This is a genomic window from Pseudomonas floridensis, from assembly GCF_002087235.1.
Classification (GTDB): Bacteria; Pseudomonadota; Gammaproteobacteria; order Pseudomonadales; family Pseudomonadaceae; genus Aquipseudomonas; species Aquipseudomonas floridensis.
The window spans coordinates 1-18,003 of record NZ_MUIO01000008.1; the positions used below are offsets into that span (position 1 = coordinate 1).

General features: G+C 59.1%; 12 protein-coding genes. 2 read left to right on the top strand and 10 right to left on the bottom strand.

Features of this window, described 5'->3' with window-relative positions; translation table 11 throughout:
- Window positions 1-53 precede the first annotated feature (53 nt).
- From BZK31_RS02295 to bglX, 8 genes are all read right to left on the bottom strand, one after another.
- Window positions 54-494, bottom strand: a complete 441-nt coding sequence (locus BZK31_RS02295; RefSeq protein WP_083181133.1) for a hypothetical protein — start codon at window positions 492-494, stop codon at window positions 54-56.
- 389 nt (window positions 495-883) lie between these two features.
- Complete coding sequence (locus BZK31_RS02305; protein WP_083181135.1) at window positions 884-2,212, bottom strand: MFS transporter; 1,329 nt, start codon at window positions 2,210-2,212, stop codon at window positions 884-886.
- Window positions 2,213-2,397: 185 nt separating this feature from the next.
- Entirely contained in the window at window positions 2,398-4,044 is a 1,647-nt protein-coding gene (locus tag BZK31_RS02310; RefSeq protein WP_083181136.1) for a J domain-containing protein, read from the bottom strand.
- The gene (locus BZK31_RS02315; RefSeq protein WP_083181137.1) at window positions 4,038-5,732 is read right to left on the bottom strand and encodes a molecular chaperone HscC; all 1,695 of its coding nucleotides are present in this window, start codon (window positions 5,730-5,732) and stop codon (window positions 4,038-4,040) included. The genes BZK31_RS02310 and BZK31_RS02315 overlap by 7 nt, the downstream gene beginning before the upstream one ends.
- Window positions 5,733-5,870: 138 nt before the next feature.
- Window positions 5,871-8,243, bottom strand: a complete 2,373-nt coding sequence (locus tag BZK31_RS02320) for a PAS domain-containing protein (protein ID WP_083181138.1) — start codon at window positions 8,241-8,243, stop codon at window positions 5,871-5,873.
- A gap of 221 nt (window positions 8,244-8,464) precedes the next feature.
- Window positions 8,465-9,799, bottom strand: coding sequence for a sigma-54-dependent transcriptional regulator (locus tag BZK31_RS02325; protein WP_083181139.1), 1,335 nt, complete (start codon window positions 9,797-9,799; stop codon window positions 8,465-8,467).
- A 6-nt stretch (window positions 9,800-9,805) separates the two neighbouring features.
- Window positions 9,806-11,563 carry a sensor histidine kinase gene (locus tag BZK31_RS02330; protein ID WP_083181140.1) on the bottom strand — a complete coding sequence of 586 codons (1,758 nt, stop codon included), beginning with the start codon at window positions 11,561-11,563 and terminating at the stop codon, window positions 9,806-9,808.
- A gap of 72 nt (window positions 11,564-11,635) precedes the next feature.
- A complete protein-coding gene (bglX, locus tag BZK31_RS02335) occupies window positions 11,636-13,960 on the bottom strand; it encodes a beta-glucosidase BglX (protein WP_083181141.1) in 2,325 nt (774 codons plus the stop codon).
- Between the two features lie 319 nt (window positions 13,961-14,279).
- On the opposite strand from bglX, the gene BZK31_RS02340 reads away from it, so the two are divergent.
- Window positions 14,280-14,972, top strand: a complete 693-nt coding sequence (locus BZK31_RS02340; protein WP_083181142.1) for a TPM domain-containing protein — start codon at window positions 14,280-14,282, stop codon at window positions 14,970-14,972.
- Window positions 14,973-14,998: 26 nt separating this feature from the next.
- Window positions 14,999-15,616 carry a TPM domain-containing protein gene (locus tag BZK31_RS02345; RefSeq protein WP_083181143.1) on the top strand — a complete coding sequence of 206 codons (618 nt, stop codon included), beginning with the start codon at window positions 14,999-15,001 and terminating at the stop codon, window positions 15,614-15,616.
- An 82-nt stretch (window positions 15,617-15,698) separates the two neighbouring features.
- Here the strand turns inward: BZK31_RS02345 and BZK31_RS02350 are convergent, their stop codons facing one another.
- Together BZK31_RS02350 and BZK31_RS02355 are read right to left on the bottom strand one after the other, a co-directional pair.
- A complete protein-coding gene (locus BZK31_RS02350) occupies window positions 15,699-16,709 on the bottom strand; it encodes an alpha-xenorhabdolysin family binary toxin subunit B (RefSeq protein ID WP_083181144.1) in 1,011 nt (336 codons plus the stop codon).
- 16 nt (window positions 16,710-16,725) lie between these two features.
- The gene (locus BZK31_RS02355; RefSeq protein ID WP_083181145.1) at window positions 16,726-17,931 is read right to left on the bottom strand and encodes an alpha-xenorhabdolysin family binary toxin subunit A; all 1,206 of its coding nucleotides are present in this window, start codon (window positions 17,929-17,931) and stop codon (window positions 16,726-16,728) included.
- Window positions 17,932-18,003 lie beyond the last annotated feature (72 nt).

An 18,003-nucleotide genomic window follows, 5' to 3' on the forward strand; every position in this document is an offset into this window, starting at 1 on the left:
AGTGAACAGCATTACGGCGTGTGCCGGGCTTTGGGGTGTTGTACAGCGATGGCTTAGCCCAGGCGGTTAGCGCCTACGCGATCAGCACCATCAGCGGCAAGACGGTTGGCACCTACGTGATCGGCACCATCGGCGGCTTGACGATTTGGACCAACGCGGTCAGCACCATCAGCGGCAAGACGGTTGGCGCCTACGTGATCGGCACCATCGGCGGCTTGACGATTTGGACCGACGCGGTCAGCGCCATCGGCGGCAAGGCGGTTGGCACCTACATGGTCGGCACCATCGGCGGCTTGACGGTTTGGACCGACGCGATCAGCACCATCGGCGGCAACGCGAATCGAGCCAACGTTAGTGTGCTTGGTGCCACCTTCAGCAACGATGGGCGCCTGGGACAAATCACTGGCGGTACTGGTGGTCACGGCTGGCAGTGCGAACGCGCTGGAAGCCAGAACGGAGAAGGCGATGCCGAAGATCAGTTTGTTGGTTTTCATGAGAGTGTCTCCAATTTGGATCGGGTGAGTTGTCATCCCGGTATGGAGGCAATGCTACGCGCAGGCAGATTTTTAAGAAGTTAATCGGATTGCTAGCGACCATCGCTGAAAATGATAGTGAGCTGCAACGCGCTATTTTCGGGCCTCTCAGGCGAAAACGCATCATGGGTGTGCAAATCCTGAAAAATCTTGCAATAAAGCCTCTTGACAAATTTAAATAATATTTAATTCATGGGGTTGCGACAAAAAAAGGGGAAAGATCCGCACCATGATGAAACACCTCGATACAGGTCGTGGTGATCGAGGTCCATCGCGATTTAGGTAAAACACGGCCACAAAAAAGGGCAGCCCAGTTGCTGGCTGCCCTTCCATCAACGCAACGCGAGGTATCAGTCGGTTTCGATGCGCGAGTGTTTACGGGTGTCTTTCATGAACACGTAGACCAGCAGCGAACACGCAATGCAGGCCGTGACGTACCAGTAGTAGCCGGTTTCCATGCCGATGCTCTTGAACCAAAGCGCGATGTATTCAGCGGTGCCGCCGAAGATCGATACGGTCAACGCGTAAGGCAGGCCCACGCCCAGTGCGCGAATTTCGGTCGGGAAGAGTTCGGCTTTTACCACCGCGTTGATCGAGGTGTAGCCGCTGACAATGATCAGCGCCGCCATGATCAGGAAGAACGCGCCCCACCAGGTCTGAATGGTGTGCAGCGTGGTAAGGATCGGCACGGTGCACAAGGTGCCCAGCACGCCGAACGCGATCAGGATCGGACGCCTGCCGACCTTGTCGGACAGCGCACCGATGACCGGTTGCAGCACCATGAACAGGAACAGCGTGGCAGCCGAGATGGTGGTCGAGTCGGTGATGCTCATGCCGACGGTGTTTACCAGGTACTTCTGCATGTAGGTGGTGTAAGTGTAGAAAGCCAGGGTGCCGCCCATGGTCAGACCGACCACGGTCATCAGTTCCTTGGGATGACGCATCAGCGTGCGCATCAGGCTTTCCTTGGCTTTTTCCTTTTTCTTGCGGGTGAAGGATTCGGTTTCTTCCATGCCGCGACGCAAGAACAGCGCAACCACTGCACACAGCGCGCCGATTACAAACGGGATGCGCCAGCCCCAGGCATACAGCTGCTCGGTGGTCAGGGTCTGTTGCAGCACGATCAGTACGCCCAGCGCGATGAGCTGACCGGAAATCAGCGTGACGTACTGGAAACTGGAGAAGAAGCCGCGACGTTCTTTGGTGGCCATTTCACTGAGGTAGGTCGCGGAGGTGCCATATTCGCCGCCCACCGACAAGCCTTGCAGCAAGCGTGCGAACACCAGCAGGATCGGTGCGCCAACGCCGATCACTTCATAACCGGGTGTCAGGGCGATGATCAACGAGCCGAAGCACATCAGCAGCACCGACGCCATCAGCGCGGCTTTACGGCCTTTGTAGTCCGCGTATAGCCCCATCAGCCAGCCGCCGATCGGCCGCATCAGAAAGCCCACGGCGAAGATCGCAGCGGTGTTCAGCAGTTGGGCAGTGGTGTCGCCTTTCGGGAAAAAGGACTTGGCGAAGTACAGCGAGAAAGCGGCATAGACGTACCAGTCATACCACTCGACCATGTTGCCGACCGAGCCGCTGAAAATGGATTTGAGCCGACTGGACGTGGTTTTCGGGGCGGCTGCTGCGCTGGCCGCCGAACCTTTCGGTAGGGAGTTGGAAATTTCCATGGTGTTCCTTTATTTCATTATTTTTAGAAGGAGGCATTCGATGCCCTGGACAGTTCCATAGCAGGAGCTGTGCCACACCAGAAAGGCCTGTTCCAGAGGGGGCAGGCAGGTATGGATAGGCGAAAATCCGCTCATCCGGGGTGTCTGGATAAGCGGATTCTTGCCGATTCGAGCGCGTTGCTCGTTCAGTGGCGAGGGCCGGGGCCCATGAGGATGACAGCTATTACGAAGGTAAGCATCAGGCCCATGACGATCATGACCCAGCGGCCGGTGTTTCGGGCGCAATAGTCTTTCACGCTCTGCCAACCGCCGGTTTTCGCCACGATTGCGTCGCGAACCAGAGAGAGTCGATAGGGCGAGAGGTAGATCCAGATCACCATGGCCATTCCATACGCCGCCAGTGCCAACGGTTGGTTCTGGGCATAAATGCTGCCGATGGCGAGCACCGGGACGCCATGTCGAATCGGCAACGCCCGGTATCCGGGCCAACTGAGAAAATCAGGCATCAGCCGCTCGCTCAGCCAGGTGTCCAAGGGGCGGACCTGGTCGCAGGCCTTGGTCCAGATCGTTTTGGCGATATAGAACCCCCACAGCAATATCAACGGCAGAGTGATTGCCCAGACCATGACATCGCCCCAGCCCGCCGGGTTTTGTCTGGACGGTGAAAACAGCATCGCCAGGGTCAGCGCCACGCCGAACAGATACACCCGGATTTTGGGGTTGTAATCGACCTGTTTGCGCAGTTTTCGCCATGACTCCGGATCGGCATTCGGAAACTGCTCCATGAGGTCTGGAAAGCGATGCTGCAGATCGAACGACAGGCGCTCGCAGGCCTCCAAGACCGAGTCGTCGGATTCCCGGGCGATACGCAGCCGTTCTTTCAGGGGCGGCGGTTCGAGGATCAACCGCGCGGCGTAGGCGGGGGCGTTATCCAGCGGGCTTTGCAGCAATTGTCGCTGATGCCTGACGAACTCCTTGCGCTCGCAGCGTTCGATCAAGTGCATCCACAGCGACGGTGTGCCGGAGTGCACGTCGTGCTTGCTGTCCCAATCGAAGAGCGCGGACACACGCTCGAACAATGCTGCGCTCCAGTCGTCATTATTGAGCAGCAGGGTCATGGTCCAGTGTTCCAGTTGGTCATGCTGATCCAGTGACGACAGCCAAGGCTGTTGTTCGAGGGCTTTCAACGCATCCAGAAATTCACGCTCCTGATGAGCCGCGAGCAGGGCTCGCAAACAGGGCAGTGAACTGTCGAGCAGTGCCTGGGTCAGGCGTTGAACCTGATGAGGCCTGAAGTGCACTTTTTGCCACGGCGTTAGCCAGCGCAGTTGCGCGACAGCTGCCTTGATCAGCAGAAGATGCTCTTCGGGGTCCAGCAAACAGCGCCGGGCCAACTGTTGCTGAAACTCTTCGTCACAACCCTGCCCGTGTGCGATCTGCCGTTGCGCAGCCAGATTGTCCGGTGTGGTCAGGCTGGCCTGCTCGTACCAGCTCAGCTCGACTGACGGGCGCACCAGAGGCACATTGTGTTCGGGCACCGGCACCATTCGCTCAACTGGCGTATCGACCGCCAGAACCGGTTCGTCTGCGAACGGCCGACTCGTGACCGGTTCTTCGAAAAACTCGGCACCGCTTTGTTCAGCATCGCTCTGCGGACGGTTTCGAGCCCAGTCCAGAGCCTGTTCGTAGGCATCGCGCAGGGTCTGAAAGGCCGCCGGGTCGTCGTCAGGCCGAGTGGTTTTCAGCAGCCTGGCGTATTGGCGCTTGATGCTGCGTTCGTCGGCATCGTGATCCAGGTCCAGTACGCTCCAGCATGTGCTTGTCGTCACCATTCACCTCGTTCGAAGCGGTCGACCTGCTGCTCGAGCTGACGGCGCATTTCACCGATCTGACGCTCATCCTGGGTCTCCAGAACCTGCTGGAACTGAGCGGCCCATGCCCCGATCATTTCACGGGTTTCGCCAAGGTACTCCTGATACAGCCTTTCCAGGCGTGCGGTGAGATGGGTGTTGACCTGCTGTTCGCGAGGATGGACCTTGAGCGCTTCCAGCACCTTGAGCCGGTCCTTGATTTCGTCCGGGGTCATCACGCCAGGGTTATTCTCGATCACCAGCTTGTGGCTGCTGCCAGTGGCCTGAACCTTGACATCGGCTTCCAGCAACCCGTTGTTATCGTAGGTGAAGCGCACATCCAGCTCGACCTCGCCCGCCTTGGCCTTGGGGACGGGGATGTTCAGCTCGCCCAGCGCGATGTTGTCCTTGACCAGGCGGCTTTCGCCTTGAAAAATCTTCAGCAGGACATGCGCCTGATTGTCGGATACCGTCTGCACCGTTCTGACCCGACTCACCGGCACCACACTGTTGCGCTCGATGATGGGCAGATAGTGTCCGGGCTGGTAACCATTAAAGACATATTGCGTGGTCTCGATGCCCAGTGTGTAAGGGCAAACGTCAGTCAGCACGATTTCTTCCAGCGCCGCATCGCGCTGTTTGAGCGCCGCCTGAATCGCGGCGCCCTGGGCGACCACTTCGTCCGGGTTGAGGGTGATGGCCGGGAAGCGCCCGAACATGCCTGCCGCGAGCTTGCGAATCAGCGGCATGCGCGTGGTGCCGCCTACCAGCAGGATTTCGTCGAGGTCGGCGACGCGGATCTTCGCGTCACGCAGTGCCCGCTCGATGGGCGCTCGCAACCGCGCCAGCAGCGGGGCGAACAGCTCGCTGGTCTGCTCCTGGGTAATGGTTTTGCGCCACTCGCGGTCGGCGTGCCGCAGTACGAAGTCGGTGCTGTCCTCCTGCCCCAATGCCTTGCGAACCCGTTCGGCCTCTCGGCGCAGCGAAGGGGTGACCAATTCCTTGGCAGGGAAGTCTTTTTCGTCGCGGTGCAGGCTCAGGAAATGCTCGACCAGCGCCCGATCGAAATCCTCCCCGCCGAGGAAGTTGTCGCCCGCGCTGGCGCGCACTTCCATGACGCCGTCGAACAGTTCGAGGATCGAAATATCGAAGGTGCCGCCGCCCAGATCGAAAATCAGAAAGGAGGTTTCACCTTCTTTCTGATGCAGTCCGTACGCCAGCGCGGCGGCGGTAGGTTCGTTGATCAGCTTGTCGACTTTCAGCCCTGCCAGTTCGCCCGCGATGCGTGTGGCCTTGCGCTGGGCATCGCTGAAGTAAGCCGGCACGCTTATGACCGCTTCGGTCACCGGCTCGCCGAACGCACGCTCGACATCGGCCTTGAGGCTCTTGAGGACCAGCGATGACAGTTCTTCCGGACGGTAAGTGGCTGATCCCAGGCGGATTTGCTGGGCGCTGCCCATGTAGCGTTTGAACAACGCGGTGGTTTGAGTCGGATGGGTCTGCAAACGCTCGCGAGCGGCCTTGCCGACCAGAATATGCCCCGCGTCATCGAGCCCTACCACGCTGGGGGTGAGGGTATCGCCCATGGCATTGGCAACCAGCTCGGCCTTGCCATCGCGCCACACCGCGACCAGGCTGTTGGTCGTGCCCAAATCTATACCGACAATCATGTCAACATTTCTCCTTGCGTACGGCTGTCCAAAGCTCAAAAACGGTAATGCGCCCGGCTGGCGACACTCGGGTTCTGCCTGAACAGCTGCGTTCAATACGTCGCCTGTAACCGGCAGGCGGGCAGGTTATCAGGCTTTCTATTCGACGTTGCGGCAGGCTGCCTTGTGCAGAATGGCCGCCAGGTCTTCCAGCGCATAAGGCTTCTGCAGCAGGTCGAAGCGATGCGATTCATCCTGAGCGAGCTGGGCGAATTCAGTGCTGTAGCCGGTCGTCAACACCACCGGCATCCACGGGTAGCGTGTTTCGATCTCGGCGTATAACTCCAGGCCGCTCATGCCCGGCATGGCAATGTCCGAGAACACCACATGGAAACGCTCAGGGTTGCCGGACAGTTCTTTGAGCGCCTCGCTGGCGCCTGGCACCCAGACCACCTGGAAACCCAGTTGTTCGAGCATCGGGCGGGTGTACGTGCCAATGTCCTGGTTGTCTTCGACCATCAGGACGCACAAGCCGGGCAATGTACTCACGGCAAGGTTTTCGTTTTCGCTGACCACAGCATGGTCCTGCGCGCTGGGCAGACACAGCGTGAAGCGGCTGCCACTGCCCAGTTCACTTTCCACCAGCACTTCACCACCAGACTGCTTGGCGAACCCGAATACCTGCGACAGACCCAGCCCGGTGCCCTGACCGACGCTTTTGGTGGTGTAGAACGGCTCGAAGATCAGGCTCAGGTTTTCCTTGGCGATGCCCGAGCCGGTGTCGGTCAGCGAAACGGTCACGTAGTCGCCTTCGTGCAGGGACGGTGCGAGTTTGCAGGATGGGCTGACGGATCGTTCGACCTTGATGACCAGACGTCCGGAACCGGCCATCGCGTCGCGGGCGTTGACCACCATGTTGACCAGCGCCGTGTCGAACTGACTGCCGTCGGCAAAGATAAAGCAAGGCTGGTCAGGCACCTCGATGTCGACCTGAATGCGCGAGCCGGTCAGGGTGTCCATCATTTCCCCGATCCTCGAAACGCTCTTGCCCACATCGAACACTTCCGGTTGCAAGGCCTGGCGGCGGGCGAAGGCGAGCAACTGACCGGTCAGGCGTGCGGCGCGGTCTACGGTACTGGAAATGGCCGCGACGTATTTGATGCGTCGGGCTTCATCCAGACCCGCAGGCTTCAGCAGATCGCAGCAGGAACGGATCACGGTCAGCAGGTTGTTGAAATCGTGCGCGACGCCGCCGGTCAACTGACCAATGGCTTCCAGTTTCTGCGCCTGATGCAACGCATCCTGAGACACCCGAAGCGCCTCGTTGGCTTCTTCTTCGGCCTGAATGTCGCGCCCCACGGCATGAATGAACTGCTTGTCCGGGACGGCGGTCCAGGAAATCGTGCGATAGGAGCCGTCGATATGCCGGTAGCGGTTCTTGAAATGCGGGATGTTCTGGCCGTTCTCCAGTCCGCTCATGGCGGCCAGTGTGCTGTCCAGATCCTCGGGATGGACCAGGGTCAGAAACTGGCTGTTGACCAGTTGCTGCTCCGACCAGCCCAGCGCCTGGGTCCAGGCCGGATTGACGGCGGCGATGATGCCGTCGAATTGCGCAACCAGCATCAGGTCTGTCGAAAGTCGCCAGATGCGATCCCGGTCCTGAGTGCGCTCGACGACGCGTTGTTCGAGGGATTCATTCAATGCTTTGAGCGCTTCTTCGGCGTCGCGCAATTGCGTCATGTCACGGGACACGCAAAGGATTTTCTCCGGCTTGCCGTCCTTGCCGAAGATTGGACTGACCTGCACGTGCCACCATTTCACGGTGCCGGCCATAGTCTGCGCCGAGCCCATGAAGTTGGCGTTCTGCCCGGCCTTGGCCGCCTCGACAGCGGCCCTGGCGTCAAGGTTGCCCTGGTTGTGCCAGAAGTCCGGCCACGGGCAGCCGCGGATGGCGTTGAAGTCGCTGACTTCCATGATGCGCTGGCCGCCTTCGCTCATGAAGGTCAGACGCGAGTCCAGATCCAGCACTTTGATGCAGTCGTTGATGCTCGACAGGACGCGCTCGGTGAACGCTTCACTCTCGTTATGCCTGGCCTGAGCCAGCACGTGCGCGGTGGTTTCGTTGACCCGGCAGAATACGCCTTCGATCACGCCGGTATCGCCGTACAGTGGCGAATAGGACAACGACCACCAGCTTGGTTCGGGTTTTCCGTTACGGGTCACAACGCGCTGAATATTGTCGGAGCGACAGCTCTGACCGGCCAGCGCCTGTTCCGCCAGAGGGCGTACGTCCTCCCAGGCGTCTCCCCAGACCAAGGCGATCGGGCGACCTTGAGCCTGAGTGACGGCAATCGGCAGCGCGGCGCAGTAAGCGTCGTTGAAGAACAGCGTGAATTCAGGTCCCCACAGCAGGTACATGCTGTCCGGACAACTGAGCATCAGGTTCATCGATGACAATAGTGCAGATGGCCAGGTGCTCCTGGCTCCCAGAGCAGACGTTGACCAGTCTGTTTCCCGGATAAGCCGACCCATTTCGCCACCGCCCAGAGGGAGGTCGAGGGGAGTATTCACGGTAGAAAATGCCCCATCTTTCGGACTGCTGAGAGTGGCTGGGAGAATGAGCGGGGAATGATGTCATTATGCCTGCAAACTATCCAGCCATCACGACCGAAGGTGGCGTGACACTATGCAGACCCGGCTCGGCTGGAAATGTTCGTTTCGCGCCGAACAAGTATTTTCGGCAGGCGCGGCGCTTACTCCAGAAACATTTCCCGCGTCAGGCCATGACGCTGCATCTTCTCGTTGAGGGTCCGGCGCGGCAGTTGTAATTCGTGGAGTACTGCCTTGATGTCACCCTTGTTGCGGCTCAACGATGCGCGCAGACACTGGGCTTCGAAGGCTTCCTGCCGGGTCGCCAGCGATTGTCCGTCGAGCGGTGTGTCGGCTTGCGCATCCGGTTGGGTCAGGCCCAGCGCCTGGCGTTCGGCGGCATTGGCCAGTTCGCGCACGTTGCCGGGCCAGTCGTGGCTGAGCAACTGGCTCAGGCGTGCCGCGCTGACCACCGGCGCTTCCCGGCCCAGGCGCGTCGCTGCTGCGCGGGCGAAGTGGTTGAACAGCAGAGGAATGTCTTCGCGTCGCTCGCGCAAGGCCGGCAGACGCAATTCCGCGACATTGAGCCGGTAGGCGAGGTCTTCGCGAAAACGTCCGGCGCGGGCTTCTTCCAGCAGATCGGGTTTGGTGGCGGCAATGATTCGCAGATCGACCTCGATGCTCTGATTGGAGCCCAGCCGTTCCAGGCGTTTGTCCTGTAACACGCGCAGCAGCTTGACCTGCTGCGCCATCGGCATGCTCTCGATCTCGTCGAGAAACACCGTGCCGCCATCGGCGTATTCCAGACGACCGATCCGCTTGCCCTGTGCGCCCGTGAACGCACCGCTTTCGTGGCCGAACAATTCGGCTTCGAACAGGTGTTCGGGGATGGCTGCGCAGTTGAGGGCGACGAACGGCTTGCCTGCCCGAGGGCCGAAGTCATGCAGGCAGCGGGCAACCAGCTCTTTGCCGCTGCCGGTTTCGCCGCGAATGATGACGTTGACCGACAACTGCGAAAGCTCCAGCACATGACGACGCAGGGTTTGCAGGCTCGGCGACATGCCCAGCAGCGTTGAGTCCAGTCGGGTGCGCACATCGGCCTGTTCATGCAGGCGACGGTTTTCCAGAACCAGCTGTCGCTTTTCCAGGGCCCGACGCAGATTGCTGATCAGCGTTTCCGGGCTGAAGGGTTTTTCCAGAAAGTCGTAGGCGCCTTCGCGCATGGCTTCGACGGCCATCGGCACATCGCCGTGGCCGGTCAGCAGGATCACGGGCAAGTCCTTGTCCCGCTCTTGCAGGCGCGCCAACAGCTCAAGGCCGCTCATGCCCGGCATGCGCACGTCGGTGAGGACCACTCCGGGAAAGTGTTCCGGCAGCGCGGCCAGGCATTCTTCGGCGCGGGCAAAAACCTGCACAGCGAAGCCGGACAGCGTCAGCCACTGTTCGACGGCCTGGCGAATGGGCGCTTCGTCGTCTACAACGATGACCGAGTTGAACATGCCGGGTCAGTTCTCCAGAAAGTCGTTGGGCAGGCTGAACCAGAACACCGCGCCGTTGCCGTGGTTTTCCGCGCTCAACTGGCCGCCCAGTTCATGGATGATCGCATAGGACACCGCCAGCCCGAGGCCCAGCCCGTCGCCCACCGGTTTGGTGGTGAAGAACGGGTCGAAAATGTTGCCCAGATTTTCCGGAGCGATGCCGGTGCCGGTGTCACTGACGCTCAAACGCCAGTGATCGCCCTGAGGATCGATGCGCACTTCAAGGCGAGCGGGCACTTTGTCGCGCATCGCATCCAGTGCGTTGCGCAGCAGGTTGATCAGCACCTGCTCCAGACGAATCGCGTCGCCGCGCACCCATGCCGGACGTGACAGTCGCAGAACGCATTCGATGTGCTCTTCACGCAAACGCGGGTCCAGCAGCAACAACGCCTGATCGACCACCGTGGCCAGATCCAGTCGCTCACGCAGGCCGCTGGGACTTTTGCGGGCGAAGGTCTTGAGGTGGCCGGTCAGCGCCGACATGCGGGTCAGTTGCTGGTCGACCGGCACGAGCGCCTTGCCGGCTTCCTCGACGCGGCCCTGATCCAGCAACAGGCGCACGGTCGCCAGTTGCATGCGCTGGGCAGTCAGGGGCTGATTGATTTCATGGGCCAGCGCCGCTGACATCTGCCCCAGCGCCGCCAGCTTGGCCGACTGCACCAGGCCGTCCTGCGCGGTCTGCAGATCGCGTGTGCGCTCGTGCACCAGACGCTCGAGTTCGTCCCGACTGCGTTCGCGCAAACGCGCAAGACGCCAGCGCTGATAAAGAAACAGGCCCAGAAACACTAGCGCCAGCCAGATCCCGGCGGCGGCAATTCCGGCGTTGCGTATGTCTTCGTTGGCCTGCGGCGGCTTGCGCAACAGGTGCAGCGTCCAGTTTTCGTGCGGCAGCGGCAGCGACTGCCACAAATAGTCCGCGACGCCCTCCGGCCCCTCGACGCGGCGCAGCTGACTGTGCTCACCCAGGCGCTCGATGCCCCGGCTATTGAGCGGCGACAACGGTTTTTTGTCGTACTGACGGGTGCGCAGCAGTTCGCTCCGGTTCTCGGCCGAAATGGGTTCCAGCTCGCGATAACGCCAGCCGGACTGATTGGCGATGAAAACGATGCCCTTGTCGTCACTCACCAGCAGCAAGTCATCTCCCTGACCCCATTCCTCTTCGAGCGTGGGGAATTCGAGTTTCACCACCATTGCGCCGATGAAGCCGGCCGCGTCGTCCAGCACCGCGCTGGACAGAAAGTAGCCGGGGATGCCGGTGGTCACACCCACCGCATAAAAGCGCCCTGTGCCTTGGGCACGGGTTTGCAGAAAGTAGGGCCGAAAACCGTAGTTGTGGCCGACATAGCTGTTGGGCGAACGCCAGTTACTGGCACCGATGGCCAACCCGTGACGATCCAGCAACTCCAGAGTGGAGGAGTGGGCGGCGGCGTTGATTTTTTCCAGCTTCAGGTTGAGCTGGTTCTGCACGTCCTCGGTGACCGGACCGCTCAAGGCCGCACGGATTTCCGGGTCCAGTGCCAGCACGGAGGGCAGAGCGCGATAGCGCTCGATCAGGGTGTGCAGGGTGTTGGCGTACAGGGCCAGTTGGCTACCGGCGCGAACAGCGTCTTCCGACACCGCATGACGCTGTGCCTGACGCATTGCCAGTCCCGCCGCCACGGCTACGCCAGCCAGAATCAGCAGAACATAAAGGGAAAGGCGCCAGTTGCGATGCTTGAACGTCATGTTACGTGCACTGCCCGAACAGGACCGGATGGCGCCTTCATCAGCAAGCTCATGAAGGCGCCATCAGGGTGCTTACAGCAGGTTGAAGGTCGCTTCTTTCACCGTCTGGGAGTCCAGACCGATCATGACCTTGAACTCGCCCGGCTCGGCAGCGTATTTGAGCTGAGGGTTGTAAAACTTCAGGTCGTCCTCGCTGAGCGTGAAGGTAACCACTTTCTCTTCACCTGGCTCCAGCATGACTTTTTCAAAGTTTTTCAGCTCTTTGACCGGACGGCTGATCGAGGCTGCGATATCACGCAGGTACAACTGAACCACGGTCGCGCCAGCTACCTTGCCGGTGTTCTTGACGGTCACGCTGGCGGTCAGCTTGCCTTTGCGCGCCATGTTGGTGTCCGACAGTTTGATGTCCGAGACGTCGAACTGCGTGTAGCTCAGGCCATAGCCGAAGGGGAACAGCGGGCCGTTCGGCTCTTCGTAATAGTGCGACGTGTAGTTGCCCGGCTTGCCTTCGTGGTAAGGACGACCGGTGTTCAAGTGCGCGTAGTAGACCGGTAACTGGCCGATCGAGCGCGGGAACGACATGGCCAGTTTGCCCGACGGGTTGTAGTCGCCAAACAGTACGTCAGCCACGGCATTGCCGCCTTCGGTGCCCGGGAACCAGGTTTCGAGCATGGCGTCGGCCTGTTCCAGTTCGTCGACCAGTACCAGCGGACGGCCATTCATCAACACCAGCACCAGCGGTTTGCCGGTGGCTTTGAGGGCCTTGATCAGGTCGCGTTGCTTGCCTGGAATGTTCAGGCTGCTGCGGCTCGCCGATTCATGGGACATGCCTCGCGATTCACCCACCACGGCCACGATCACGTCGGACTGCTCGGCCACCTTGACCGCTTCGTCGATCATTTCCTGAGCCGGACGCGGATCGATCTCCACCTCCTTCTCGATGAAGTTCAGGTAGTTGAGGATGTGTTCGTTGTCGCTGACGTTGGCGCCACGGGCATACACCAGTCTGGCCTTGTCGCCGACAGCCTTTTGCAGACCTTCATACACCGTCACCGACTGGTTGGGCCGACCGGCTGCCGACCAGCTGCCGAGCATGTCGAGATGACTCTGCGCCAGGCCGCCGATCACGGCGATGGTGCCTTGCTTCTTCAATGGCAGGGTGTCGTTCTGGTTCTTCAACAGCACCAGCGTCTTGCGCGCGACATCGCGGGCTTCGGCGCGGTGCAGGCGGTCGTCGGAATAGGTGTCGGCCGGATCACCGGCAGCTTCGCCAATGCGACCGTAAGGTGAGGCGAACAGGCCCATGTCGTACTTGGCCCCGAGCACTTCACGTACGGCATTGTCGATTTCCTGCATGGAAACCTCGCCGTCCTTGACCAGACCGGGCAACTGCTCGCCGTACGCCACGTCGTTCATGCTCAGATCTACACCGGCCTTGATCGCCAGCTTGGCCGCTTCGCGGTAATCCTTGGCCACGCCGTGTTCGATCAGTTCCTTGATCGCGCCATGGTCACTGATGGTGACGCCCTTGAAGCCCCAGTCCTTGCGCAACAGGTCCTGCATCAGCCAGGTGTTGGACGTGGCGGGGATGCCGTTGATCGAGTTCAGCGCGACCATGATGCCACCGGCGCCCGCGTTGATACCGGCGCGATAAGGTGGCAGGTAGTCCTGGTACATGCGCGTCATGCTCATGTCCACGGTGTTGTAATCGCGTCCGCCTTCGACGGCGCCATACAGGGCGAAATGCTTGACGGCGGCCATGATGCTGTCGTTTGCGCTGACGTTCTTGCCCTGGAACGAGCGGACCATCACGTCGGAGATGCGCGACACCAGATAAGTGTCTTCGCCGAACCCTTCGGAACTGCGGCCCCAGCGCGGGTCACGGGAAATATCGACCATTGGCGCAAAGGTCATGTCCAGGCCGTCGGCGCTGGCTTCCTTTGCCGACACCCGACCGGTCAGCGCAATGGCGTCCATGTCCCAGCTTGCCGCCATGCCCAGGCTGATCGGGAAAATGGTGCGATGGCCGTGGACCACGTCATAGGCGAAGAACATCGGAATCTTCAGACGGCTCTTGGCGACAGCCGCTTCCTGCAACGGGCGGTTTTCCGAACGTGTAATGGAGTTGAAGGTGCCGCCGATGCGTCCGGCGGCAATTTCCTTGAGAATCATTGGCTGCGGCATTTCAGCGCTGATACTGATGAGGCGCAACTGGCCGATCTTTTCGTCCAGGGTCATTTGTTTCATCAGTTTGCCGATGAACGCATTCTTTGCCTGAAGCGCGGCCTTGTCGGAAACTGCGGAAGAGGCCGGAGCGGCCACTGTTGCAGCACTTTGAGCGACCACCGAATGACTGGCCAAACCTACCAGCAAACCTAATAAACACAGCTTATTCATGAATAATTTCTCAAGGCTTTTGTCGGCAACTCGCGTTTAATATCCGACAGCCAGTTTGGGTTATAGACCTTTGGCGTTATTGTTCGAGCAGGGCGCAAGGATAGTTGCTGACCGCTTCGTTGCACGAGGTCTTTCCAGGGTATGTACGAAAATCTTCGGTTTGATTGATTTTTGTACACGCCCTCACCCAGTCAACGATTGGCCTGTGCTCGGCGTCGGCGGTGGATTATGCCGGGGAACTTGTGTTTTGGCTAAGGCGTGTCGATTCAATGGATTCAAAAAGCACCGGAGGTCTGGTTTGAAGTGTGTGTTACAAATCATGTTGTACGCGGTCATGACGCTGGGTGTGGCCTTTCGTGCCCAGGCCGAACAACCCGTGCTGGTATTTCCGCCCATGACCGGCAGTGTCGTGGATGCGGCGCAAATGCTCGACAGCCATACGGCGGTGCGTCTAGCGAAACTGCTGCGGGCCTATGAGCAGGCCACTGGTGAACGTATCGTCGTCGTTACGCTGACCGATCTGCAGGGCACCAGTATCGAGGAGTTCGGCGCGCTGCTGGGCGATGCCTGGGATCTGGGGCGTGGTGGCAAAGCCAATAGCGCGTTGCTGTTGGTTGATCGCGAGAAGCGCAAAGTCTTCATGGAGGTTGGTTCGGGTCTCGAAGACCGGTTGAGCGACGCCCAGTCATCGCTCATCATCAACATGCTGATGACCCCCGAATTCAATGACAGCCGTTTTGCCGCCGGTATCGAGCGTGGCGCCCAGGCGGTGATCACGGCGCTGGGTGGTCAGGTCCCGGATTATCCGGAGCCGACCGACAGATCGGCGACCTACAATGAGCCGATGAGTGATTTCAGGGTCTGGCTGACGGCCGTGATCCTGACGGTCGTGGTGTTGCTGATCGTGCTGTTCAGCATTCGGCGCTCTGCCGGTCGCCTGTGCCCTGGTGAGCGGACCGATGGGCGCAACGGTGGCCGGTTCGGCGGTGGTGGTGCTTCAGGTAACTGGTAGTCGATGGATTCGAGAAAGAGAACGTCATGGCTTTACTGAACAGAGAAGAACAACGACAGGTCGCTGAAGCGATCGATCGCGTCGAGCAGCGTACCGATGCAGAACTGGTGACGGTACTGGCCGCGCGCGCTGATGATTACGCCTATATGCCGCTGATCTGGGGCGGTCTGCTCGGCCTGCTACTGCCCGGCACTATCAATTACTGCCTGCAATGGCTGAGTGCCGATGAGTTGATGCTCGCTCAGATGAGCACCTTCATCTTCGTGGCGCTGGTGTGCCGCATTCCGCGTGTCACCGCGCACCTGGTGCCGGCCTCGGTGCGTCGCTGGCGAGCGGGTAATCTGGCCCGGCGCCAGTTCCTCGAGCAGAACCTGCACAAGACCCACGACGGCACCGGCATTCTGGTGTTCGTCAGCGAGGCCGAGCGCTACGTTGAAATTCTGGTCGATCACGGTATTGCCAGTCGTCTGCATGACGACACCTGGAAAGCGATGGTCGATGTCTTCACCCAGCAAGTGCGAAACGGGCAGACCCTGCAGGGGTTTCTCGGCTGCATTCACGCCTGTGGCGAGTTGCTGGCCGATCATGTTCCGGTGACCCACGGAAAAAACGAACTGCCCAACCGGCTGGTCGTCCTGGGCTGAACTCAGGTCGGCATTGAACGCCGAGACGCAAGAGCGACAGGCGTTGGCAAGGCCGGCACCTGTCGCGTTCGAAGGGATCAGGTCAGAGAGGACGCCTGATCTCATGAACCCGTTGTATGTAAGCGTTCAGTTCCGCCAGGTAGCCACCGAAGTCGCCGGGAGTCGCATCCGGTGCCCGGCAGGCATCCAGAAAACCGTAGAGCGCTTCGTAGACCTTGGCTGCTTCATTGATCCAGGCGATCTTGTTCTGGTTGACGCTCTCCAGTCCTTGCAACTCAGCCAGATCCCTGGCGATTCCTTTTGACTCCTTGTTGATGCCGCGGGATTGCGCGAGCAACGCATTGTAGCGATGGCGCAAGGCGTCTCGCTCATTGATCAAATCAATGTAATTCAACGCATTACTGACCTGGCCCAGGATTTTTTCAAGCCTGGCGATTCCGGCCTGGACCAGCGCGAGTTCGGGCGACGGCATGTTGATCAATGCCAGTTCGTCTGCGGTGGGCAGCATGTCCTTGAACTGATCGGCCAGGTTGTATTTTTCAAGCGTCGCAATGGCGGCGTCCAGCAAACGCCGGTCTTCCGAGAGGGAGGCCATCGAGGTCTCCAGTGTGGCGTGTTGGCGATTCAGCGAATCGAGTTGTCGTTGCAGTGTGTCCTTGATGGTCGTTCCATCGAGCTTGATATTGATCTGTTTCAGATCATCGCAGCGTTGGGCTATCTCGTTTGCACTGCTGCTGACGGCATGTGTCAGTGCCGACTGAAACTGCGCGCGTTGCGCATCCAGCATGGCTACTGCTTTCTGCCTGTTCTCAGGGCTCAATGCCGGATTCGCATCGATCTCTTTACGCATCGCCTCGACGGCTTTGAGCTGATCGTTGTTCAACTGAGCCGTCAGGGTGGACAATTTTTCCCTCAATACTTTATCCGCGGCAACAAGCGCTGTCTGAACAGAAGGGAGCTTGATCTTCACGGCAGGAAAAAAGTCCAGTTTCAGCGAAGCGATATGCGCATGAATAAGTTGCTGGGCAGCCTTCATGATTGCTTTTTCAGGCACGGCAAGTGCTGTGAAATTACCCAATGTTTTAGTGGTCATGTTCATGTCCTTATGGTTATTTTGTCTGCTCGAGGCGATACTGATCCAGTGCATCGTTGAAGAGCTTCAGCAGGGGGGCCGTGATACCGTGGATGTGTTCCCAAGGGTTGACGACGCCACGGAAGTTCAGCGCAAAGATCAGCAGTTCCTGATCACTCTTGATCAGTGCCATCGCGGTTGCGGATTGCTCGATGAATGACCTCATCAGTCCCCACAGGTCCTGGAGGTTCGTTGCACTTTGATGCGCATCCAGCATCCGGAATTGCATGTCTTCAAAGAGTGTTTCCAGGTTGCGTACGGCAGCCGCCAGAGGAGATTTCTCTTTGAGTAACTGAACCTTGGTATTTTTTTGATGGATCAGCCGGTTCTTTTCCTTGCGAATCTTCTCCGCCTTACTGCCAAAGATCCCGCCTGTAATGGCCAGGCCAAGAGGGCCGCCGAAAAGACCCCAGGCAGAACTGGCTGCAGTCTTTTTGTACTCTTTGATCTTTTGCTCAATCTCGACTGTCAGGCGTTCGATGTCTTCCTGAAGCTCCTTGATCAGTTCATCCAGGTCAGAGTTGCCGGCCAGTTTTACTTTGTGAGCGACATCGGGGATCAGCGAAACCGTCAGCGTCTGGGTAAATGTCTGGAGGTCGTTTGCCAGCACCTCTGCGGCGTGCCGATGCTTGTCGATACTTTCCGCAATGTTGGACAGATACCCGGCCAGCGACGTACAGATTTGTTGTTCGTCGGCGCTGAGCTCAGCGGGTTTCATGGCCCAGACCTGCTCGATATCCAGGTCGGCGATCTTCATGTTGATTCGCTCGATGATGTTCATGCCGTTGATCACTTCAAGAACGGCTGAACCTTGCTGGAAAAAGCTTTTGGCAAAGGCATCAGTGTTGAACCCGGTTTCTTTGATGTTTCGCTCGATACCGGACCAGCTTCTGGCGTGCTGATGGATCTTTAAATACGTGGCCAATATGTCTTTGGGTTCCAGCCCGGGAATTCCACTGGAGCGGAATCTCAGGTCTTGCTGGATGGTGATCAGCGTAATGGGCAGGTCAAGTCCGTGTCGTTCGTAACGTTTGATACTGTGGATGTCTTCTTTGGTCAGGACAACGCCTTGAGCCCTGCCATCATTTTTTTCATCCTCCAGCATGACGTTAAAGAAAGCGACGGGTTTTGTGGCGACCCGCTCAATGTCAACGGTGTCAAAAGAAGTTAATGGGTTTTGCATTATGCACATCCTTGTGCGGGTGATATTAAAGTGCTGACGATGAACAGGACGGCCTCTCATGACCGCTTGTCT